Consider the following 19,502-nt stretch of genomic DNA (forward strand, 5'->3'; position numbering starts at 1 on the left):
CCTTTTTATGAAGATTAAAGATGATTTGTTATGACACAACCTTACCTTAAATGGATTTTGCTACTGTATAGCCTGTTACTACTGGCACCACATGCCAAGGCTTCGCCTTTCAAACCGCTGATCAATGAACAGAGTCAGTTTATGACTGTCGATCAGGCCTTCACCTTTGATTTCAGGCAGAAAAATGACCAGTTAGACCTGAGTTGGCATATTCGTCCCGGCTATTATCTGTACCGTCAGCAGCTAAAAATTGTGCCGCAACAGGTTAAACTGGGGGCATTCGTCATACCTGAAGGTCTCGCTCATCAGGATGAATTTTATGGTGTAACAACAATTTTTAAACAACAACTGATATTGAAAATTCCGTTAACACAGGCGACGGATGTATCCAGTATCAGTGTGACTTATCAGGGCTGTGCCGACGCTGGGTTTTGTTATCCACCAGAAACTCGCATTATTCCACTCAATGCCATCCACAAACTAAAACCATCGACTGACACCCCATCGGCTAACAGAATTGAAGATATGCCGGCGATTGCCGCAATAACATCACCTACTGCCCTTCCCTTTTCTCCGTTTTGGGCGTTACTGATCGGGATCGGCATTGCCTTTACCCCTTGTGTATTGCCGATGTATCCCTTAATTTCAGCGATTATTCTCGGAGGCGAAAAACAGCAGAGTCAGCGACAAATTTTATTATTGGCGGCACTCTACGTGCAGGGTATGGCGCTGACCTACACGCTATTAGGACTCATAGTCGCTGCTGCAGGGCTGCAATTTCAGGCAGCCCTACAGCATCCTTATGTGCTTTTTAGCTTGTCGGTGCTGTTTATTTTACTCTCATTATCAATGTTCGGGTGCTACTCACTTCATCTTCCCTCTGCTCTGCAAACTCGCTTGGTGACATGGAGTAACCATCAAAAAGGCGGTTCGCTGGCGGGTGTTTTTATCATGGGTATGTTGGCCGGATTGATCTGTTCCCCCTGTACCACCGCTCCTCTCAGTGCCATGTTGTTGTATATCGCGCAAAGTGGCAATGTACTTGCGGGGGGAGGGATCCTATACCTGTATGCAATAGGAATGGGGATCCCTTTGATTATAGTGACATTGTTTGGCAACCGGCTATTGCCACGCAATGGACGTTGGATGCAGTACGTTAAAGAGGCCTGCGGCTTTGTCATTTTAGCGCTCCCTGTGCTGCTACTTGAGCGGGTATTGGACGCCCACTGGGGAATACGTCTGTGGAGCTTACTCGCCATCGCTTTCTTTGGCTGGGCGTTCACGTTGAGTCTAACAATCGCTCGCGGTTGGGGTCGTGTATTACAATTGTTGCTATTGACCGTGCTGTTAATTGTCGCTCGCCCGTTACAGGATTGGGTATTTACTACAGATCCACAGCAACAAGCGACGGGTAATCATCTAAATTTTCAAAAGGTTGAAAATCTGTCACAGTTGTATAATGCACTCGAGCAGGCAAAAGGGCGGAGAGTGATGTTAGATTTATATGCCGATTGGTGTATCACTTGTAAACAGTTTGAAAAATATACTTTTAGCGATCCTGATGTGCACCAACGACTGGCGAACACTGTGCTATTACAGGCAGATATTACCAGTAACAGTCACGAACAGGCCGCAATGCTAAAAAAACTGCACGTGCTAGGACTGCCCACTATCCTTTTTTTTGATAAACAAGGGCGTGAAATAGTGGGTTCACGGATCAACGGGTTTATGAATGCCAATGATTTTATAATTCATATACAGAATAATTTACTTTGATATTTTTGCCAGCATATCGATAATTGTTTCGGGCGGCGTTCATCAAGTCTTTTGATTACGATAATAGACTTCTTGCAAAACCTGATGCATGCTGCAAATTCTGCGTTACATGGTGCTCGCAATCCTCATATACTCGTGTGTACACTGCGACCAAGCATGTTATCTTTAATTAACCATTGACAGGAAACACTGTGATCCTGAACGATATTGTTACTTACATTACAGATTTTGCCCGCGCGCACGAAGTTTGGGCAATTCCTCTGGTCTTTTTCCTTGCATTCGGTGAATCCTTGGCTTTTCTCTCTTTACTTCTGCCTGCAACGATTATTTTACTGGGATTCGGTGCTTTAATTGGCGAAAGTGGTATTTCTTTCTGGCCAATATGGGTTGCCGCTGCCACTGGCGCATTTTTTGGTGACTGGCTTTCCTATTGGATTGGCTTTCACTATAAAGATCGTGTCAATACTCTATGGCCATTGTCACGTAATCCACACTTGTTAGAACGTGGACATGCATTTTTTGAACGCTGGGGCATTTTTGGTGCATTTATAGGACGTTTTTTTGGTCCTTTACGTGCTGTTGTTCCATTGGTTGCTGGTGTTTGTGCCATGCCACAGGGTCATTTTCAGTTTGCTAATGTTACCTCTGCCCTTATTTGGGCTTTCGGTATATTAGCCCCGGGAGCATTCGGCATTCAATGGCTTGCTCATTGGATGGGTTGATTAATCGGCACGCTCTATGCGTTGCTGGAGAAAGATAATGAACAAAAAGCACCGTAGCAGATTGGCACAACAGGATAAGCCGCGCCACCCGACATCTCCAAAAGAGCTTAGCCCTGCCCCTTCACCATGGAAAAGGGTATCTCGGGCGCGGTTAGCAGAGTCAGAAGTGGATCACCTAGGTATCAGTGGTCACAGTCAAATTGATCCCGAGCAGTTACGCCGCCAACGAACTGAAGAAACACGTGTCTATGGTGAAAACGCGTGCCAGGCATTGTTTCACCATCGTAAAGATGCCATCGTACGTGCCTGACTGCTGCAATCAGTAACACCACGTTTCCGGAAAACGCTGAAATGGATGGCCGCCAATCACAAAGCCTATCGTGTTGTTGATGCAGAAGAATTGAGCAACGTTTCGGGTACCGAGCATCATGGTGGTATCTGTTTTTTAATTAAAAAACGTCAGGGACTGAGTGTAGAAGCGTATTTGCAGCAAGCAGCTGAAAAAAATTGCGTATTGGCATTAGAAAATGTAAGCAATCCTCATAATCTTGGCGGAATTATGCGTAGCTGCGCGCATTTTGGTGTTAATGCACTGTTGTTACCGAATTCAGCACTGCTAGAATCTGGAGCAGCAGTACGTACTGCTGAAGGGGAGCGGAACACATTAAGGCCATCGAAACGGATGATTTTCTACTGGCGTTGGAGGCTTTTCGCAAAGCGGGTTACAGCATAGTGACTACCTCCAGTCATAAAGGGGAAAGCCTGGCAAAAACCATATTACCTGACAAAATGCTACTGCTACTCGGGCAGGAAAGTCATGGTTTGACAGAAAATATCTGGCAACAAGGTGATATTAACGTCACTATCGCTGGTACCGGTTCAGTCGATAGTCTCAATGTTTCGGTTGCAACCGCTATTATATTGCGGAGTGGTGGCGTCAAAGGCAGTAAATAGGGATTTTGAGCACATTCTCGACGAAGTATCAGCGAGCACAAGAGATTTCGAATAGGCTCTTAAAGGTGTGGTCTTATTTACCAAGAATGTCTTTTAGATTTTGCTTGAGAGATAACATATTGGCCGCATATTTTTCTTTCAGTTCGGCATCTTCAATCAACTGAGCCAGTGTTTCTGAGAGTGTCATCTGACGGTTTCGGGCCAATGCCGACAATCGCTGCCATGCCAAAAACTCTAAATCGACAGATTTTTTACGAGTGTGCTGCTGTTCAGCGTTGAAGTGGCGTTTGCGCCTGGCTCGGATAGTCTGCTTCAGACGGTCACACAGGGCTGCGTTGATATGCTGGTCAATCCATGCCCGCACTTTCACGGGTTGATTTTCCAGCTTTAGTAATTGCGCTACGGCTTCATCGGCAGCACTTTGCTCGATATAGCAGGTAATTTTTTCACCTTCACGGTGTTTTTTTACCAGATACGCCCATTTCCAACCACTTTCAATGTTATCTAATTGTTGATATTTCATGGAGAGCTCTTCAGTGACCGCGTAACTTTAAAAGCATAACAGCTTTATAAAAAATTTCACCGTATAAAAAACGTCTTATTCGGCGATTCTTCGTACGAATATCATCGGATATCATCGGATATTCGTTTAGTCTCCGATTACAGCCACCTACTTTACTATGCAGTTTACTTTATTCTTGTATAATCGCCCTTTCCTTTTTAACAATTGCATCTAACATTTTGACTAATAAACGACTTGAATGGCAGTCTCTACTGCCCGATACCGCACCCTATGAAGCATTATTTTCTAGTGCCGACCAATTGGCTGCGGTGCCTTTTTCCGAGGTACAGCTGCGGTTAAAAAGCAGCATAAAGCTATTTTGCCATCCACAGTCAAAATCACGTTTTATGCAGATTAAAGCGCCGGAGAATAGCCACTATCTTGCCCTAATCACTCAGACGATAAAAAAATTTCGGCCACAGGATCTTATCCTTTGTGGTGGTGACTATCGGATGCAAGACAACAAAATGATTTGGCAACCGGCTCAGAAAGGTGATGAAGCCTTCGTAGCGAAAGCAAGTTGTCTCTATCAAGAATGGATCGAGCCAGAGCAATTATTTGGCTGCGTTAGATGTCATAAAGATCAAATCAGCCTACAGCCTGGCTTGATACATCAAGTGAATGGCGGTGTATTAGTCCTTTCAGTGCGCCCATTGCTTGCGCAACCTTTGATGTGGCTACGTCTTAAGCAAATGGTCATACAACAGCGTTTCGAATGGCTATCCTCTGATGAAACACGTCCTTTGCCACTCCAGATCCCCACAATACCGCTCGATCTGCGTTTGGTTATCGTTGGAGATCGGCTGGGTTTGGGAGATTTCCATGATATAGAGCCAGAATTGGGTGAGTTATCTGTCTATGGTGAATGTGAGGCTGAGTTACCACTGAACAATGTTAATGATATGTCATTATGGTGTGGTTACATTAACGCCTTACGGGAAGAAGATCACTTGCCTCCGTTGGCCTCTGACGCGTGGGCAGTCTTATTTCAACAAGCAATTCGTTACAGCGGTGATCAAGATTACTTGCCACTCTGTCCGAGCTGGCTCAGTCATCAATTAGCCGAAGCTTTACTACATGAAGAAAAACAAGAAACTATTACCGCCAACGCGTTGAACATCTCTTTGAATATGCGGGATTGGCGGCAAAATTATCTTGCCAGACGGTTACAGGATGAAATTGAATTGGGGCAAATCTTGATCCAGACTGAAGGATCGGTCGTTGGTCAAATCAACGGGTTGTCTGTGCTGGAATACCCAGGTCATCCGCGCATGATTGGGGAGCCAACACGTATAAGTTGTGTTGTACACCTTGGTGATGGCGAATTTGTGGATGTGGAACGTAAAGTAGAGCTAGGAGGCAATATTCATGCCAAAGGAATGATGATTATGCAGGCCTTTTTAATTTCTGAGCTTGCGTTAGAACAGCAGCAGCCTTTCTCTGCATCGATAGTTTTTGAGCAATCTTATGGTGATATTGATGGTGACAGTGCTTCATTGGCTGAATTATGTGCCTTGATCAGTGCGCTCTCTCAACAACCCATTAATCAACAGATTGCGGTAACGGGTTCTGTCGATCAGTTTGGGAATATTCTGCCTATTGGTGGTGTCAACGAAAAAATCGAGGGTTTTTTCGAAATCTGTCAACGACGTGGCTTAAGTGGGACGCAAGGAGTGATACTTCCTTGTAACAACGTGCGCCATCTTTGTTTACATCAACCGATTGTTGAAGCGGTTAAAAATGGTCAATTCCATCTATGGGCTGTGTCTACGGTAGCTGAAACGCTGCCATTACTGACAGGTCTGTCCTATTCAGATGAACAACAAACGAACCTATTAGGTATAATCCAGGAACGAATCGCACAAGTGAATATGCATGAACGGCGGAGACATTGGCTATTCCGCTGGTTAAACTGGCTACGCTGATTAGATTGGCTCAGCTTACATGGACTGATATATGCTGTCATCGGGGGAGTTATACAGCTGCATTGTACCCGATACTACTGTTAACAGTTTTAATACTCGCTAATAAAAATAAGGTTTACTGAGAATATGGTAGATGAAAGCGAATCAGCTAAAGGAATTCGTTCTTATACAAAAGAAGATCTTCAAGCATCAAGCCGTCGTGAACTCTTTGGGATACATGGGCCAGCATTGCCAGCCGGTGATATGTTAATGATAGATCGTATTGTTAACATTACAGGTGACGGTGGTAGCCATAAAAAAGGTTACGTTGAAGCCGAGCTGGATATCAACCCAGACTTGTGGTTCTTCGGTTGTCATTTTATCAATGATCCCGTGATGCCTGGCTGCCTGGGTCTCGATGCCATGTGGCAATTGGTGGGTTTTTATCTTGGCTGGCTAGGTGGTGAAGGTAAAGGCCGAGCACTCGGTGTTGGCGAGGTAAAATTTAGTGGTCAAATATTGCCTACAGCCGAAAAAGTCACTTATCAAATTAATTTCAAACGTATTTGCAAGTCTAAATTGTTCTTGGGCATTGCCGACGGAAAAGTATTGGTTGATGATAAGCAAATCTACACTGCTACCGATTTGAAAGTGGGGTTGTTTAAAGATGACTCCATGTTTTGACGCAGTTACGTCAAACGCATAAAAACCTCCGCTTTGCGGAGGTTTTTTCATCTTTCTACAGCGCATCAGAGCCTTTACCTAAGTAACGACCACCGTTCTGTCTTCCATGGCTTGTCGCCAGCCTCCTAACCAATAACCGCGCGCTTTCAATGATTGATAGGGGCATTTCTCCTTTGAACGCCCGGTAATACCCGCCTGATAACCCCGTGATAATGCCCTTTGCAGACGATCTCGTTTCAGTCTCTTCATGCCTTGTTTCCCTCACTTGATAACTTTGCTGGAAAAAAAACAATGGTCGCTTTGTACACGACCACATACCAGAGATAACCGTTTTAATAACAAAAAGCAATACGCAATATTCACGCCAATATTTTTTAAGTGACGCCAATACGTTAGTTTTAATTTTATTTCCTTATATAATTATTGACTAAATATAAATAATATGATTTTAAAAGTATGCGTTACTCTCCATTATTAATTATTTTACATATATAACATTTTAGAAACATAAAAAATACAAATCATAATGCAAATGATAAGGAGTCTATGATGCCAACTTCACCAGGGGTTTCATTTTCAGGACGCCTATTGCCAGTAGTGAGTTACGGACACAGAGCATTGGCAGATCAAAGTAGTAGAATTAGAAATAGCATTATTTCAACAGGTAATACTTTTCAGATGATGTGTAATCCTATAACTTGCTCTAATAACGCGTATCAATCAGATACCCATGCTATTGGCTTACCTGTAGCTTCTCACGAGGTAGAGCCTTCATATCTCGTTAACCCCTTAGTTTCGAGAGAACTAAGCTCGATGCCACAAGTAGCAGACAACCGATGGTTCAAGCTAAATCGGTTACAACTCGATCCAACAAAAATATTCAACGCCTGTAAATTTGGTTTAGCTGGTGCAATAGCTGTTTATGCTCTTGTTGGAGTGCTAGCACCGGTAGTCTCTATACCTTTTATGGCTGCTGTGGGATTAGTTGGCGCTACTTTTATTTGCTGCGTGGTAATAAAATTTCATTCTGAAAAAATATCTGAGGGTATCACGTTGGGTGTCATTGCTTATATGCAGGGCGGGTCAGTATTGACACATATTGTAGGCTGTACGTTGATAGCCGGATCTGTTGCTGCCGGCAATGATGCAAATATGAGCGATGCTACCACGGCAGCATGTATTGGAAGCGTAGCCGGTCTGCTAGGCTGGGCATCGGGTAATACCTCGGCGGCAGGGGCTTCATCCAGTACCGTTGGGTTTGCATTCGCTCGGCTTTCGGACCCTCTACAGCCACAACTTGAGCCGGTAAAATGGGCCACTGGCATTGGTGCTATGATTGGTGGATGGTTACTGAGAACACCTGCTGGTAGTGATGAGGTGGGGTCGAATGCCGTACTGGCTGCTCGTGTCGGAAACCAAATGGGTATAGTCTATTCTTGTCTTGCTAACCCTACTTTTCCTAATTTAGCCACAGCTACGACAGTGACATTTGCTCCATTGATAACAGATATGCTTTTAGAATATACCCCCTGGTTAAATAGGATACCAATACATGAAAACATGCAGCTAACATTGATTAGCTTAGGTTTATATTATTGTGGCTTAGGTAGCCCGTATAGTGCTTTCATATGCAGTGGAGCTACAGCACTATATACCGCTGCAGATAAAAAAACAGGAGGAATGTTAACAACTAAAGTACGTTATCTAGCGCATGATGGATTAAACGATATATCCTTTTCCGTGGTGAACGGATTAAAGAATACATCCCATTTTGTGGGAAATAGATTAAAAGGTGTATCCAATTTAGTAGTGAACAGCATCAACTCAGCAAATTTTTCTAGCCTGCTCACTGGATGCGCCAACAGCACCACGCATGCTTTTCTCTCACTTAGTAGAGTTGCTGCAGGTCGTGTAAGCTGTAGTCGATAACCCACCATCGATCTGTATCCTTTGTGAACAGCACAGAAAAATTTCTAGCCATTTTTCTGTGCTTCTAATAGTTCCCAGCGCTCAAAGGCAACCTCTAATGCAGCTTCTGTTTCTTTCAGATCTTTTTTAACCTGTTGAATTTTTGCCTTAGATTTAGAAAAAAAATGGCTATCGTTTAACTGGGTTTGCAGTACGCCAATTTGAGCTTCGAGTTGCTCCAACTTTTCGGGAAGTTGGTCCAATTCTCTCTGTAGCTGGTAGCTGAATTTTTTGGGCTGATGTTTGGCCGTGTGGGTGCTACTTTTTAGCACTGATTTCTTTGCTATTGTATTTTTTTTCGTCACTAAAGCCTCTGGCTCCACCTGACGCATAGGCCTAGCTGCTGCACGCTGCTGATGGGCATCATAATAGCCACCAACAAAGCTGCTGATTTGACCGTTTCCTGAGAAAATCCAACATTCCGTGACTGAGTTATCGACAAACTGGCGATCATGACTGACTAACAGCACTGTGCCCCGATAGCTATTCACCATTTCTTCCAACAATTCTAATGTCTCTACATCTAAATCATTGGTTGGTTCATCTAAAATCAATAGGTTGCTGGGTTTTAAAAATAATTTAGCCAATAATAAACGGTTACGTTCGCCTCCCGACAAGGCTTTAACCGGTGTCATCGCACGTTTAGGCTGGAACAAGAAATCTTGCAGATAACCCAACACATGACGCGGCCGCCCATTGACTATCACGTCTTGTTGCCCTTCAGCTAGGTTGTCCATCACCGTACGTTCTGGATCGAGTTCAGCACGATGCTGATCGAAATAGGCTACTTCCAGTTTGGTGCCACAATGTATTTTACCATGATCCGCTTTAAGCTGCCCCAGCATGAGTTTCAATAAGGTCGTTTTACCACAACCATTGGATCCAACTAAGGCAATTTTATCGCCACGTTGTACTTGTGCGCTAAAATCCTGTACAAGAATTTTACTGTCAATTTGATAATGCACTTTTTCTAAATCAAAAACAATTTTGCCGGAACGCACCGTTTCTTCTACCTGTACCCTGGCGGTTCCCATCACTTCACGACGTTGTGACCGCTCAGCCCTTAAAGCTTTTAACGCGCGCACTCGACCTTCATTACGAGTACGGCGTGCTTTAATACCTTGACGGATCCAAACTTCTTCTTGCGCTAATTTGCGATCAAATTCTGCATTTTGAAATTCTTCAACCCGTAACGCTTCTTCTTTACTGGCAAGATAACATTGATAATCACCTGGCCACGAGACTAACTTACCCCGATCAAGATCGACGATACGCGTCGCCATAGTGCGGATAAAAGAGCGATCATGGGAAATAAACACCATACTACCTTGAAATTCCTTTAGGAAGTTCTCTAACCAGTTGATGGTTTCAATATCAAGATGATTAGTTGGTTCATCAAGTAATAATACCTGTGGTGAGCTAACTAATGCACGACCCAGTGCCGCTTTACGTAACCAGCCGCCGGATAATGACGACAGAGGTACATCGGCTGATAAACCAAGTTGTTCCAATACGTCATGAATACGGCTATCCAATTGCCACAGATCTTGATGATCAATAATTGCCTGAAATGCAGCCAGGCAATTAAGATTTTTCTCGCTGGGATCCTGCTCTACCTGCTGTAGAGCCACGTGATAAGCACGCAAATGTTCAGATTGCTCCTGCACGCCTTCAGCGACGAAATCAAATACTGTGCCATCCACATTACGCGGTGGATCTTGTTGCAAACGTGCTACTCGCAAATCCTGTTCATAAATGATACGCCCGTCATCCAACGTCACTTCTTTACTCAAAATTTTGAGTAAAGTGGATTTCCCTGCACCATTACGCCCTACCAAACAGACGCGCTCATTCGGTTCAATATGCAATTCAGTATGATCTAATAGCGGAGCGTCGCTGAACGACAACCAGGCATTAGAGACGCTAATTAATGACATAGTTTCTATTCTTCCTTACTGGTGTGCGTTAGCAACCAACAGTGATGTATCTGGCGATGACGCTCAAAATCGGTCGATTGTGTCTGTACACTAATGTCTTTCGCTACCAGCCCAAGTGCTTCTATTCCCATCAAGTCCATTTGAAAGCCACGTTTATTATTAGAAAACATAATGGTTCCATTAGTACGCAATAATCGCTTAAGCGAGTTTATCAAGCACAAATGATCACGCTGTACATCAAAAGTGGTTTCCATACGTTTGGAATTGGAAAAAGTTGGCGGATCGACAAAGATAATATCAAACTGCCCACGACTACTATTTAGCCAAGACAAACAATCTGCTTGAATCAAACGATGCTGTTGACCGTTTAATCTGTTGGCTTGCAAATTTTTCTCCGCCCATTGTAAATAGGTACGTGACATATCTAGCGTCGTAGTGCTCCGTGCGCCGCCCAAACCTGCATGAACCGTTGCCGTGCCCGTATAAGCGAATAGGTTGAGAAAATCTTTTCCTTGACTCATTTTGCCAAGCATTTGGCGGGCAATGCGGTGATCAAGAAACAATCCAGTATCGAGATAATCGGTCAAATTAACCCATAATTTAGCGTTATATTCATTGACTAAAAAAAACTCGCCTTGCTGTGCCAACTTTTCGTATTGCTTCTTCCCTTTCTGCCGTTCACGGGTTTTCAGTATTAGTTGATTGGATGGTAACTCCAACACCGCTAGAGTTGCATTTATCACATCAAATAACCGTTTCCGTGCTTTTTTTTCATCAATTGTTTTTGGGGCGGCGTACTCTTGTACAACAATTTTACTGCCATAACGATCTACTGCCACATTGTATTCTGGCAAATCAGCATCATACAGGCGATAACATTCGATCCCCTGTTGTTGCGCCCACTTTTCCAATTTACGCTTATTTTTACGCAGGCGATTGGCAAAGTCTTCAGCGATATGTATGCCGCGAGTACAATGTCGAGTCGCGGACAACTGATAGTTTTTTTGTATACAATCCAGTGCGCCGTTTTTGGTTTTAAACTCGCGTTCGGCACGCAGTTGTAAACAACTCAGTAAACCAGGTGAAGCACTAAACAGGGATAAACGCCAACCGCCGAAGGCAGTCTTCATTACACGTCCGAGCAAATTATGCAACGCAATCAACGCTGGTTCACTTTCTAGTCGTTCACCATAAGGTGGGTTACTAATAATATTGCCGACAACACCTTGCGGTAAAGGGTTAACCAGCTTGCTGATATCATGAGTATTAAAGGTTATTAACTCAGCAACCCCTGCCAGAACAGCATTAATGCTGCGATCTCAATCATCCGTGGGTCACTATCAGAGCCAAAGAAACACGAACCTGCCCGCTGTAAACCAGCAGTAAACCGCATTTGCGCTTCTCTGATCAGTTGATGCCATAACTCCTTATTAAAAACCTGCCAAGCGCTAAAACCCCAATGCTGACGATATAGCCCGGGCGCCCGATCTGCAGCCATCATGGCCGCTTCGATCAAAAAAGTACCAGAGCCACATAGGGGATCAACCACGGGTGTACCTGATTGCCAACCAGAACGTAGAATAATCGCGGCTGCCAAATTTTCTTTAAGTGGTGCCTGACCCGCTAGCTCACGATAACCACGTTGGTGTAGCGCATCACCACTAAGATCCAGCGCTATACTGACCGTATTACGCTGTAAAAAAACATGAATACGGATATCTGGCTGTTGTTTAGCCACTGAGGGGCGTTGTTTTGTTTTACTGACAAAACTGTCGACAATGGCATCTTTTACTTTTAACGCACCATATTGGCTATTACGGATTCTGTCATTAACGCCACTAAAATGCACCACAAACGTCTTATCGACTGAAAAGATAGTCGACCAATCAATAGATTGCACGCCAAGATACAGATCCTGATCATTATTGGCACTAAATTCATTGAGTGGTAACAAAATGCGTGAAGCTAAGCGGCTCCACAGTAGACTTTGGTACAACACCCGATCGTCACCCTGAAAATGCACTCCACACTGTACTAACTTACAGTTGCTAGCGCCCAGCATTTCAAGTTCGTTTTTGAGCAGTTCTTCAAGACCGCGCGCGGTGCTGGCAAACAGTTTATTGAAAAATCGGGGATCCATACCGTACTATCACCTTCGATAAAATAAGTAGCCACAAAATAAAATAACCCATTAAAAACAAATAAATAAAATATTTTCGCCTAAATTACAGGCAACAAAAAAAGATAAAACACAACTTTTCAGTCACTATTTATCAATCAGTTACCTCTTCATTTTGACCTATTATTTACACCATTGTACGTTAATATTACCGTTGTTTGCCTGATAAAAAAGAATTTTATTAGGCAACAGACATAAGGTTAGACGTAACATTCATGTTGTGGAAAAAACAGGAGTAAACGCCTGGCAAGACGCCGCTTGCCCCCCATCTACGGAATAATAGGATGTACTGTCTGTTACATAGCCTGTGAGCCTTTTGAATGCTTGGGTAAATCGCTAACAGGATGCGCAAGGTTATGTTAGCCAACAAGTTGGGAAAAGAGTGAGGGACTTATTCTGCCCATCAGTGGGCAATGCTAAATCCGTTATATATTTCATGCTTATCCTGAAGAGCGATATTTTATATCAGTCCATTCTTATTTCCGTTAATTTATGTGGTTATTTGGCATCTATTTTATATAAAACTTTGGATGACAAAAAACGTCATCCTACATACAGTAAAATTCATAGGAGGGTATTGATCTTAATCAGGCTATTTTTATACTGGCTGCGTTTTTCATAGTCAACGCCATCACAGGTGATATTCATGCAAGAAATCGGATTTGCTGTGACAGAGACTCCCTTCTCTCCCCAGTAGAAGCACTCTTCTAAAGAGCATCGTCAGGTAATAGAAAATAGATTATCATGTAACAAATAACGATAATTGCTGAGATGATTTAAAAATGAGTTTAGCCCATCGCCTCCACGATATATCCGATCCTATTTGGAGCCAACTGGAACCTCATCTGCCGGGAAAAAAAGGCACCGGTGTTGGTATAGCTCGAGATAACCGGCAATGTATTAATGCGGTGTTCTGGATAGTGAGAACCGGCGCCCCCTGGCGTGATTTATCGCCTGATTAGGGTGGTTGGAAGAATACGCATCGCCGTTTTTATCGCTGCTGTACAAATACGATGCCTTGCTCTATGGCTCAAAATTTCATGACGACACTATATAATATAAAAAATATTTACCCACAAAATTCAGCATACAATGCAATGCAGAGTTCGTGTCACATAATAGGCTTAGAAAGAAGCCTTGATTAAAAACACCAGATGGTAAACGGGTCCACCTGGTGTCAATAATTAAGTGCTTTTTAAAAAATACCGGTTATTACTGCTTCTCAATTTCTGGTTTCTTAGCCCGATAGCCGATTACCATACTGTAATCACCCCAGGTGGGTATGGGATCGAGTACCTTGAAACCAGTATCTTTAAGTACAGTCGTTATATAACCTATAGAAAGTTGTTGTCCCTCTGTCCAATATTGCAACAACATGTTATATCCAGCTGCAGCAGAGGGTGCTGCTGAAACTTGATTCCAGAACATCTCATGTATAATGATTATGCCATCACCGACTAGGCTTTTATAACTGTGCTGTATAATCTGTTCAATGTCAGTAAATGCCCAATTATGCAACACATTGGAATAAAAATGGATATCAGCCTCTACGCTGTAAAATGGATTTTCCTTCCCTGAGATATTTTTTCCGGCAGAGTCAATCACTGTGATCTTCTTTTCAAGACCATACTCTTTAATCGCATTTTTGCATCCTTCAGCAAAGCCATAAGTACAGGCTTGAAGATGTGGATAACGCTTGACGGCACTGATAGCCCCAGTAGCAGTGTGATTGCAAATATCTAACAGCCTGTGATACGGGGTCAAAATTATTTTCCCTACCCAGCTACTGTCAGCCCCTAAACGTAACGAATGCATGGCTTTTTCCGCTAATTCGGGTATTTGATTTTCTTCATCTTTTATATCTTCTTTTTTTACAAGATCTAATTCGTACGCATTTTTTGCCTGTGGTTTATTTGCCATGATAGCAGCCATCAAACCATCTATAGAGAAACTCTTCCTGGTTCTCCACATGAAATCGAAGGCATGACCAAAATAGTGAGGACTGTTTTCATTAAGATATTCTAGAGCCATATCGGTTAACATGTAGCCATGGCCATCTGATTTAACTAATCCTGCTACTTGTGTAACAGATAAAATAGATTTTAGAGGCCTCGATTCAAATTCCTTATCCATTTTTTTTATGTTTTTTTGAATATTTTCTATAGGTTGAAACTCTCTAGAATATTTAGCAAGATATTTAAAAATACCTAATTCGTGTGCAATAAGCACTGTAGGGCCAATATACAGACCCATGACAATATTTACCATGGGTTGATTATTATACACAGGTGGCACCATCTCTTTTATAGTCATTTTAAAACCTCTAATTAATTATTATTAAATAAGTTAATAGGTGATTTTGTGATCTAATATGGATAATTTTATAGGCTTGATATAATGGGATCGTTCATCAATTTAAATATATCTATTTTATTATTCAGCATTACAAATAAAATTTATTCGTCAATGATAGATAAATATTTTGCCCTGCATAATGTAGCAAAATATGGATAAAATTATTAAACTATTTACTGTTATTCCATTAACGATTTTACTCTGTTTGAAATTTATTATATCTCCCTATATATAACCATCACTGATATTCGGTGTCGCTTTATCTTCCGCCTGTTCACTGACCGATAGCAAGAGCACCCCAGCCATATTCCAGGATCTCCAGCACATTGGTGGTGTTAGTCGTCGCTGAAATTGGATTTTAGCCAGCTTTCTAAATAAAATTCTGAATTTGTATTATTTTTTTTGATGTATAGGGCTTGGCTATGTTGAAGTATGATGCTGTGTTTACCGGTTGAATTCACTCTATAATTTTTTTAGAGAAATATTGTAGTAATAAACAACGGTATATTATTTTTGACAAGTGCTATTTTTATTCATAACAAGGATGATGGAATATGGTTAAGGAACAACTCGTAAAGCATGGGTTTGCTAATTATCACCTGGATATCGATTGTGAAAAAAAAGAAAAAGAAGAAATTTCAGCTGAATTTAATATGTTAGCGTTAGATAACTATGCCCCTGAAAATGTTGCCCGCTTTAGACGATATGGCAGTGCACTACTATTGCCTTGGTTTAATGAGCCAGAAATACTATGGATCCCGACGATACAAGATGAAAACGGAAACCATTTATCAGGCTATGATCAAGGAAATAACAACCCTGAGCATGGTAATATGCGATATTTTCATTCTCTGAGTAAAAACATCAAAAACAATCACTTTTTAAAAAAAATAATTATTAATAATTTTAACGATACATTCAATCTAAAAACACATTATTTACCGATATATATTGGTGTACATTTCATTAAAATAGAATGCAGTGATAACACAAAGCCTGGGATAAGCTCACCAAATTGCTTCCATCAAGATGGCGAACCTTTCACTTTTGCTCATTTAATCTCCAGAAAGGAAAATACAGCGGGAGGAATAAACTTTATCGGTAAAGTTTCAGCTAAAAATAAGCGACTGGAGGAGGTAGACAAGCAAGAAATTTTAAATGAATTCACATTGCATGAGTTTCTTGATAGCTTTGCTGTTTGCGATGAAGCCGTCAGCCACTATGTATCACCAATATATAAAATTAAAGATTCCAATGGGAAAGCAGAACGGTGTATAATTTTGATTGATTACTCAAAAACCAAACAGGACATATAATGTTGGGATCATTATTTTCCATAGTAACAATCGGAGCCTTATTGATGCTGGGCTTTGCCACCGGAAAGCTGCTAAAAGACGCCAGTAAAAAATTTATTACCAGGCAGATGGCTCATTTCGTTATGCTCCTGCTTTTAATGATGGGTATTGAATTTGGTGAAATTTTCACTTCTCCCCGCATCGGGGGAGTATCGTGTTACACGCTTTACTATTTTCATTCATCATATCCGTCACGACATTTTTTATTTTGTTGAGGAAGCCAAGCAAAGCAATGGGGCTAAAAATAAAAAATACAGGAAAATATTTTATGGATCCTGTTATAAGCTGTGTTAAAGCGATAAGTTTCTTTTTAATCGGTGTCTTTATCTATTATATCAGCAAAATAAAATTAGCCGACTATAACTTATCGAGTGCTTATGTTTTATATTTTGTAATATATCTTGTCGGCATTGATCTTGTAAGCATTAATCTAAAAAAAATAAGTCTACACCACCTCAAGTTGCCATTTTTGACGATAATAGCAACAATCATCAGTGCATTTATATTCTCGCTACTGACAAAACACTTATTTATAGAGTCGCTGGCTTTATCAACTGGCTATGGGTGGTTTTCTCTTTCAGGTGCAATGGTAGGCAATATCCTTGGAGAAGATCATGGGAGCCTTGCTTTCATGGTTGATTTATTCAGAGAATTTTTCAGCATATTTTTATTATATATCTTTGGCAGCCATTATCCTCATAGTGCTATCGGCGTATCAGGTGCAGCCGCATTAGATTCTGCGCTCCCGTTTGTAAAAGAAAACTGTGACGAAGAAAGTATAAAGTATGCAATTGTCAGCGGTTTAATACTGACAATATTAGCCCCTTTCTTTATTTTTATTTTTAGTTGAGGAGTAGGAATTTAAAAAATTTCCTTCACAGTAAAATGAGCATATATTTATTCTGCTGACCCGGTAGAATACTGTCGTTATTACAGAATAATTTTTGTATAAAAAACACTCATTCCTAAATACAAGGCGCAACTTTCCTGTAGAAGCTAAATCCCTTTCATTTTTCCAGAGATCCATGATGATTTATTAACTGATGTTACACAGCAGCCCCGTAAAATGAGATAATATTCGATATTATATCTCACCTCCCAAGATGAATTTTACGGAATAAAATCTAAAGAACTTGAACTCTATAGGTAATGATTTTTTGATTGCAAACAGTGGTCAGGCAACAAGTCTAATGCACCCAGTGCTGTCTCACCCCGCCCGATCAGTGTTGCAGCAAGTCGAAGTGCCACTGCCTAATCGGCTACAGGAACGTCACGTCTTCGAAGACAAAACTTTACCCCCTGATATTTTATTTCTCGGTGACAGACACAACCATGATGAGAAATGTTTTTCATCAGGCCAGCTATATCACCCCCTTTCAGCCCTGACCCCGCTTTTTTATGATTGACCGTGCAATGCAGGCACTTTATCTGCTGACCATGAAACCTCTCTCGGAAACCAAAGCAGGCCCACATTCTTATGGGTTTCGGGCAGGAAGAGCTACAGCAGACGCTATCGAGCAATGTTTCAATATTTTCTCGAAAGTCAATGCTGCTAGATGGGTATTGGAGGCGATATAGCTGTGCAATTTAATTTTGATTAGCACTCAAATATGAGCCACCCGTAGATTTACTCCTCAATGTACCCGTTAGGCAATCAAAATTAAATTGCACAGCTATATTCGTTAACATACAAGCATATGAAGATTGTAATCGCCACGTAACGCCGAATTCACACCACGCAGCAGGTTATTCAAGAGCTCAAAAAACCTGTTAAAAATCTCTTGTGCTCGCTGATACTTCGTCAAAAATGCTCATTTTCTCCCTTTTGTGTATACAAAGAGTAGACGGCGCGTTTTTGCCTATTTTTTCCTCTTCCCAATACAGCGAAAAGATTGGGAACCGGCTCTAATGTAAAATAACCTTTAACAAAGGTCATAATTGCCGGTTAACCTTAATCGCTGTACGAGGTATAATCCACCGATTCCTATTGTTTTGAGCTGGGTATGGAGCTGATTCGCGGTATACACAATGTTCGGGCATGTCACCATGGTTGTGTGCTGACTATTGGTAACTTTGATGGTGTCCATCGTGGGCACAAGGCGTTGTTACAGCAGTTAAAACACGAAGGCCAGCGTCTAGGGTTACCAGTGATGGTAATGATATTTGAACCGCAGCCATTGGAACTTCTCGCCGGAGAAAAAGCTCCCGCTCGTTTAACTCCTTTGCGTGATAAAATCAAGTATTTAGCGCAAACGGGGGTAGATTATTTATTATGTGTCAAATTTGATTCCTTCTTCGCGGCTATCAGTGCACGCATTTTTATTACAGAGTTACTGGTAGAGAAATTGGGCATTAAATTTTTGACTGTTGGCGATGATTTTCGCTTTGGCGCCGATCGTCGAGGGGATGTTAAATTGTTGCAACAAGCAGGGGCAGAATTTGCTTTTGATGTTATCAACACCAGCAGTTTTTGCGATTGTGGTTTACGCATCAGCAGTACTGCTATCCGGCAGGCATTGCAAAATGCTGATCTTGCTTTGGCGACAGCCTTGCTCGGTCGTCCTTACAGTGTTTCTGGACGTGTGGTTCGTGGCGATCAGGTGGGACGAACATTAGGTTTCCCTACGGCAAATGTGCCGTTAAAACGTCTAGCTGCTCCGGTTAAAGGGGTCTACGTGGTTAATGTCCATGGCTTGAGTCACGAACCTTTGCCTGCTGTTGCTAATATTGGTACCCGCCCAACAGTGGCTGGGATCCATCAACAACTTGAAGTTCACCTGTTAACAGATTTTTTGCGCGACCCTAATCTATCATGTGAAGGTAAAATGCTCGGCACACGGCACACGAAAAGAACTCAGGTGCATGAAAATGGTGAGCGTTATACTCCACAGAGTTCACATCACAGAATAGCTTTGGCGAAAGGTTTAACGATGGACTGTTATGGGTGCCGCATTGAGGTGGTGCTACTCACAAAATTACGCGATGAACGTCGTTTTGTTTCACTTAATGCTTTACAACAGCAAATTGCCAATGATGTGCTGGTAGCTCGGAAATTTTTCGAGTTGGAGACACAGATTTAATATTTTTAGCCGAGAACGGAACAAAA

Annotated in this window: 14 protein-coding genes and 3 pseudogenes; 11 read left to right on the forward strand and 6 right to left on the reverse strand. The window is 41.9% G+C overall.

Going from position 1 to position 19,502, the window contains the following annotated elements; all coding sequences use genetic code 11:
- Positions 1-30: 30 nt before the first annotated feature.
- From CCS41_RS08475 to CCS41_RS08485, 3 genes and pseudogenes are all read left to right on the forward strand, one after another.
- Positions 31-1,776, forward strand: coding sequence for a protein-disulfide reductase DsbD (locus CCS41_RS08475; protein WP_072549759.1), 1,746 nt, complete (start codon positions 31-33; stop codon positions 1,774-1,776).
- 191 nt (positions 1,777-1,967) lie between these two features.
- The gene (locus CCS41_RS08480) at positions 1,968-2,498 is read left to right on the forward strand and encodes a DedA family protein (protein ID WP_072549758.1); all 531 of its coding nucleotides are present in this window, start codon (positions 1,968-1,970) and stop codon (positions 2,496-2,498) included.
- A 109-nt stretch (positions 2,499-2,607) separates the two neighbouring features.
- Positions 2,608-3,448 (forward strand): annotated as a pseudogene (locus tag CCS41_RS08485) (tRNA/rRNA methyltransferase); the annotation flags it as partial.
- Between the two features lie 77 nt (positions 3,449-3,525).
- Here the strand turns inward: CCS41_RS08485 and matP are convergent.
- Entirely contained in the window at positions 3,526-3,975 is a 450-nt protein-coding gene (gene matP / locus CCS41_RS08490; RefSeq protein ID WP_072549757.1) for a macrodomain Ter protein MatP, read from the reverse strand.
- Between the two features lie 218 nt (positions 3,976-4,193).
- Between matP and CCS41_RS08495 the strand changes: the two genes are divergently transcribed.
- Together CCS41_RS08495 and fabA are read left to right on the forward strand one after the other, a co-directional pair.
- A complete protein-coding gene (locus CCS41_RS08495; protein ID WP_072549756.1) occupies positions 4,194-5,939 on the forward strand; it encodes an AAA family ATPase in 1,746 nt (581 codons plus the stop codon).
- Between the two features lie 126 nt (positions 5,940-6,065).
- Complete coding sequence (gene fabA / locus CCS41_RS08500; RefSeq protein WP_072549755.1) at positions 6,066-6,602, forward strand: bifunctional 3-hydroxydecanoyl-ACP dehydratase/trans-2-decenoyl-ACP isomerase; 537 nt, start codon at positions 6,066-6,068, stop codon at positions 6,600-6,602.
- A 78-nt stretch (positions 6,603-6,680) separates the two neighbouring features.
- On the opposite strand, the gene rmf is transcribed toward fabA, so the two are convergent.
- Positions 6,681-6,851, reverse strand: coding sequence for a ribosome modulation factor (gene rmf / locus CCS41_RS08505; RefSeq protein ID WP_072549754.1), 171 nt, complete (start codon positions 6,849-6,851; stop codon positions 6,681-6,683).
- A gap of 297 nt (positions 6,852-7,148) precedes the next feature.
- Between rmf and CCS41_RS08510 the strand changes: the two genes are divergently transcribed.
- Positions 7,149-8,531 carry a hypothetical protein gene (locus CCS41_RS08510; RefSeq protein ID WP_162860035.1) on the forward strand — a complete coding sequence of 461 codons (1,383 nt, stop codon included), beginning with the start codon at positions 7,149-7,151 and terminating at the stop codon, positions 8,529-8,531.
- 44 nt (positions 8,532-8,575) lie between these two features.
- Here CCS41_RS08510 and CCS41_RS08515 read toward each other — a convergent pair whose 3' ends face one another.
- Positions 8,576-10,507, reverse strand: a complete 1,932-nt coding sequence (locus tag CCS41_RS08515) for an ABC transporter ATP-binding protein (protein WP_072549752.1) — start codon at positions 10,505-10,507, stop codon at positions 8,576-8,578.
- Positions 10,508-10,512: 5 nt separating this feature from the next.
- A pseudogene (gene rlmKL / locus CCS41_RS08520) lies at positions 10,513-12,647 on the reverse strand (bifunctional 23S rRNA (guanine(2069)-N(7))-methyltransferase RlmK/23S rRNA (guanine(2445)-N(2))-methyltransferase RlmL).
- Between the two features lie 821 nt (positions 12,648-13,468).
- Here rlmKL and CCS41_RS08530 point away from each other — a divergent pair.
- Positions 13,469-13,645: pseudogene (locus CCS41_RS08530) on the forward strand (transposase); the annotation flags it as partial.
- 253 nt (positions 13,646-13,898) lie between these two features.
- On the opposite strand, the gene CCS41_RS08535 reads toward CCS41_RS08530, so the two are convergent.
- Positions 13,899-14,999 (reverse strand): methyltransferase, encoded by a 1,101-nt coding sequence (locus CCS41_RS08535; protein WP_072549751.1) that lies wholly within the window; start codon positions 14,997-14,999, stop codon positions 13,899-13,901.
- A gap of 596 nt (positions 15,000-15,595) precedes the next feature.
- On the opposite strand from CCS41_RS08535, the gene CCS41_RS08540 reads away from it, so the two are divergent.
- Both CCS41_RS08540 and CCS41_RS08545 read left to right on the forward strand, forming a co-directional pair.
- Positions 15,596-16,357 carry a 2OG-Fe dioxygenase family protein gene (locus tag CCS41_RS08540; RefSeq protein ID WP_083429568.1) on the forward strand — a complete coding sequence of 254 codons (762 nt, stop codon included), beginning with the start codon at positions 15,596-15,598 and terminating at the stop codon, positions 16,355-16,357.
- A gap of 193 nt (positions 16,358-16,550) precedes the next feature.
- Entirely contained in the window at positions 16,551-17,246 is a 696-nt protein-coding gene (locus tag CCS41_RS08545; RefSeq protein WP_162860036.1) for a LysO family transporter, read from the forward strand.
- A 420-nt stretch (positions 17,247-17,666) separates the two neighbouring features.
- Here CCS41_RS08545 and CCS41_RS17695 read toward each other — a convergent pair whose 3' ends face one another.
- On the reverse strand, positions 17,667-17,726 hold the full coding sequence (locus CCS41_RS17695; protein ID WP_420836463.1) for a hypothetical protein: 60 nt from the start codon (positions 17,724-17,726) through the stop codon (positions 17,667-17,669).
- A gap of 68 nt (positions 17,727-17,794) precedes the next feature.
- On the opposite strand from CCS41_RS17695, the gene CCS41_RS08555 reads away from it, so the two are divergent.
- Positions 17,795-17,974 carry a hypothetical protein gene (locus CCS41_RS08555; protein WP_119797477.1) on the forward strand — a complete coding sequence of 60 codons (180 nt, stop codon included), beginning with the start codon at positions 17,795-17,797 and terminating at the stop codon, positions 17,972-17,974.
- Between the two features lie 425 nt (positions 17,975-18,399).
- A complete protein-coding gene (gene ribF, locus CCS41_RS08560) occupies positions 18,400-19,476 on the forward strand; it encodes a bifunctional riboflavin kinase/FAD synthetase (protein ID WP_072549749.1) in 1,077 nt (358 codons plus the stop codon).
- The last annotated feature ends 26 nt before the right edge of the window (positions 19,477-19,502 follow it).

This window comes from Candidatus Fukatsuia symbiotica (assembly GCF_003122425.1).
Taxonomy (GTDB): domain Bacteria; phylum Pseudomonadota; class Gammaproteobacteria; order Enterobacterales; family Enterobacteriaceae; genus Fukatsuia; species Fukatsuia symbiotica.

Excerpts from the sequence above, each read along its gene's own strand:
- CCS41_RS08475 (WP_072549759.1), top strand. The coding sequence starts at position 31 with ATGACACAACCTTACCTTAAATGGATTTTGCTACTGTATAGCCTGTTA.
- matP (WP_072549757.1), bottom strand. The coding sequence starts at position 3,975 with ATGAAATATCAACAATTAGATAACATTGAAAGTGGTTGGAAATGGGCG.
- fabA (WP_072549755.1), top strand. The coding sequence starts at position 6,066 with ATGGTAGATGAAAGCGAATCAGCTAAAGGAATTCGTTCTTATACAAAA.
- rmf (WP_072549754.1), bottom strand. The coding sequence starts at position 6,851 with ATGAAGAGACTGAAACGAGATCGTCTGCAAAGGGCATTATCACGGGGT.
- CCS41_RS08510 (WP_162860035.1), top strand. The coding sequence starts at position 7,149 with ATGATGCCAACTTCACCAGGGGTTTCATTTTCAGGACGCCTATTGCCA.
- CCS41_RS08515 (WP_072549752.1), bottom strand. The coding sequence starts at position 10,507 with ATGTCATTAATTAGCGTCTCTAATGCCTGGTTGTCGTTCAGCGACGCT.
- CCS41_RS08535 (WP_072549751.1), bottom strand. The coding sequence starts at position 14,999 with ATGACTATAAAAGAGATGGTGCCACCTGTGTATAATAATCAACCCATG.
- CCS41_RS08540 (WP_083429568.1), top strand. The coding sequence starts at position 15,596 with ATGGTTAAGGAACAACTCGTAAAGCATGGGTTTGCTAATTATCACCTG.
- CCS41_RS08555 (WP_119797477.1), top strand. The coding sequence starts at position 17,795 with ATGATTGACCGTGCAATGCAGGCACTTTATCTGCTGACCATGAAACCT.
- ribF (WP_072549749.1), top strand. The coding sequence starts at position 18,400 with ATGGAGCTGATTCGCGGTATACACAATGTTCGGGCATGTCACCATGGT.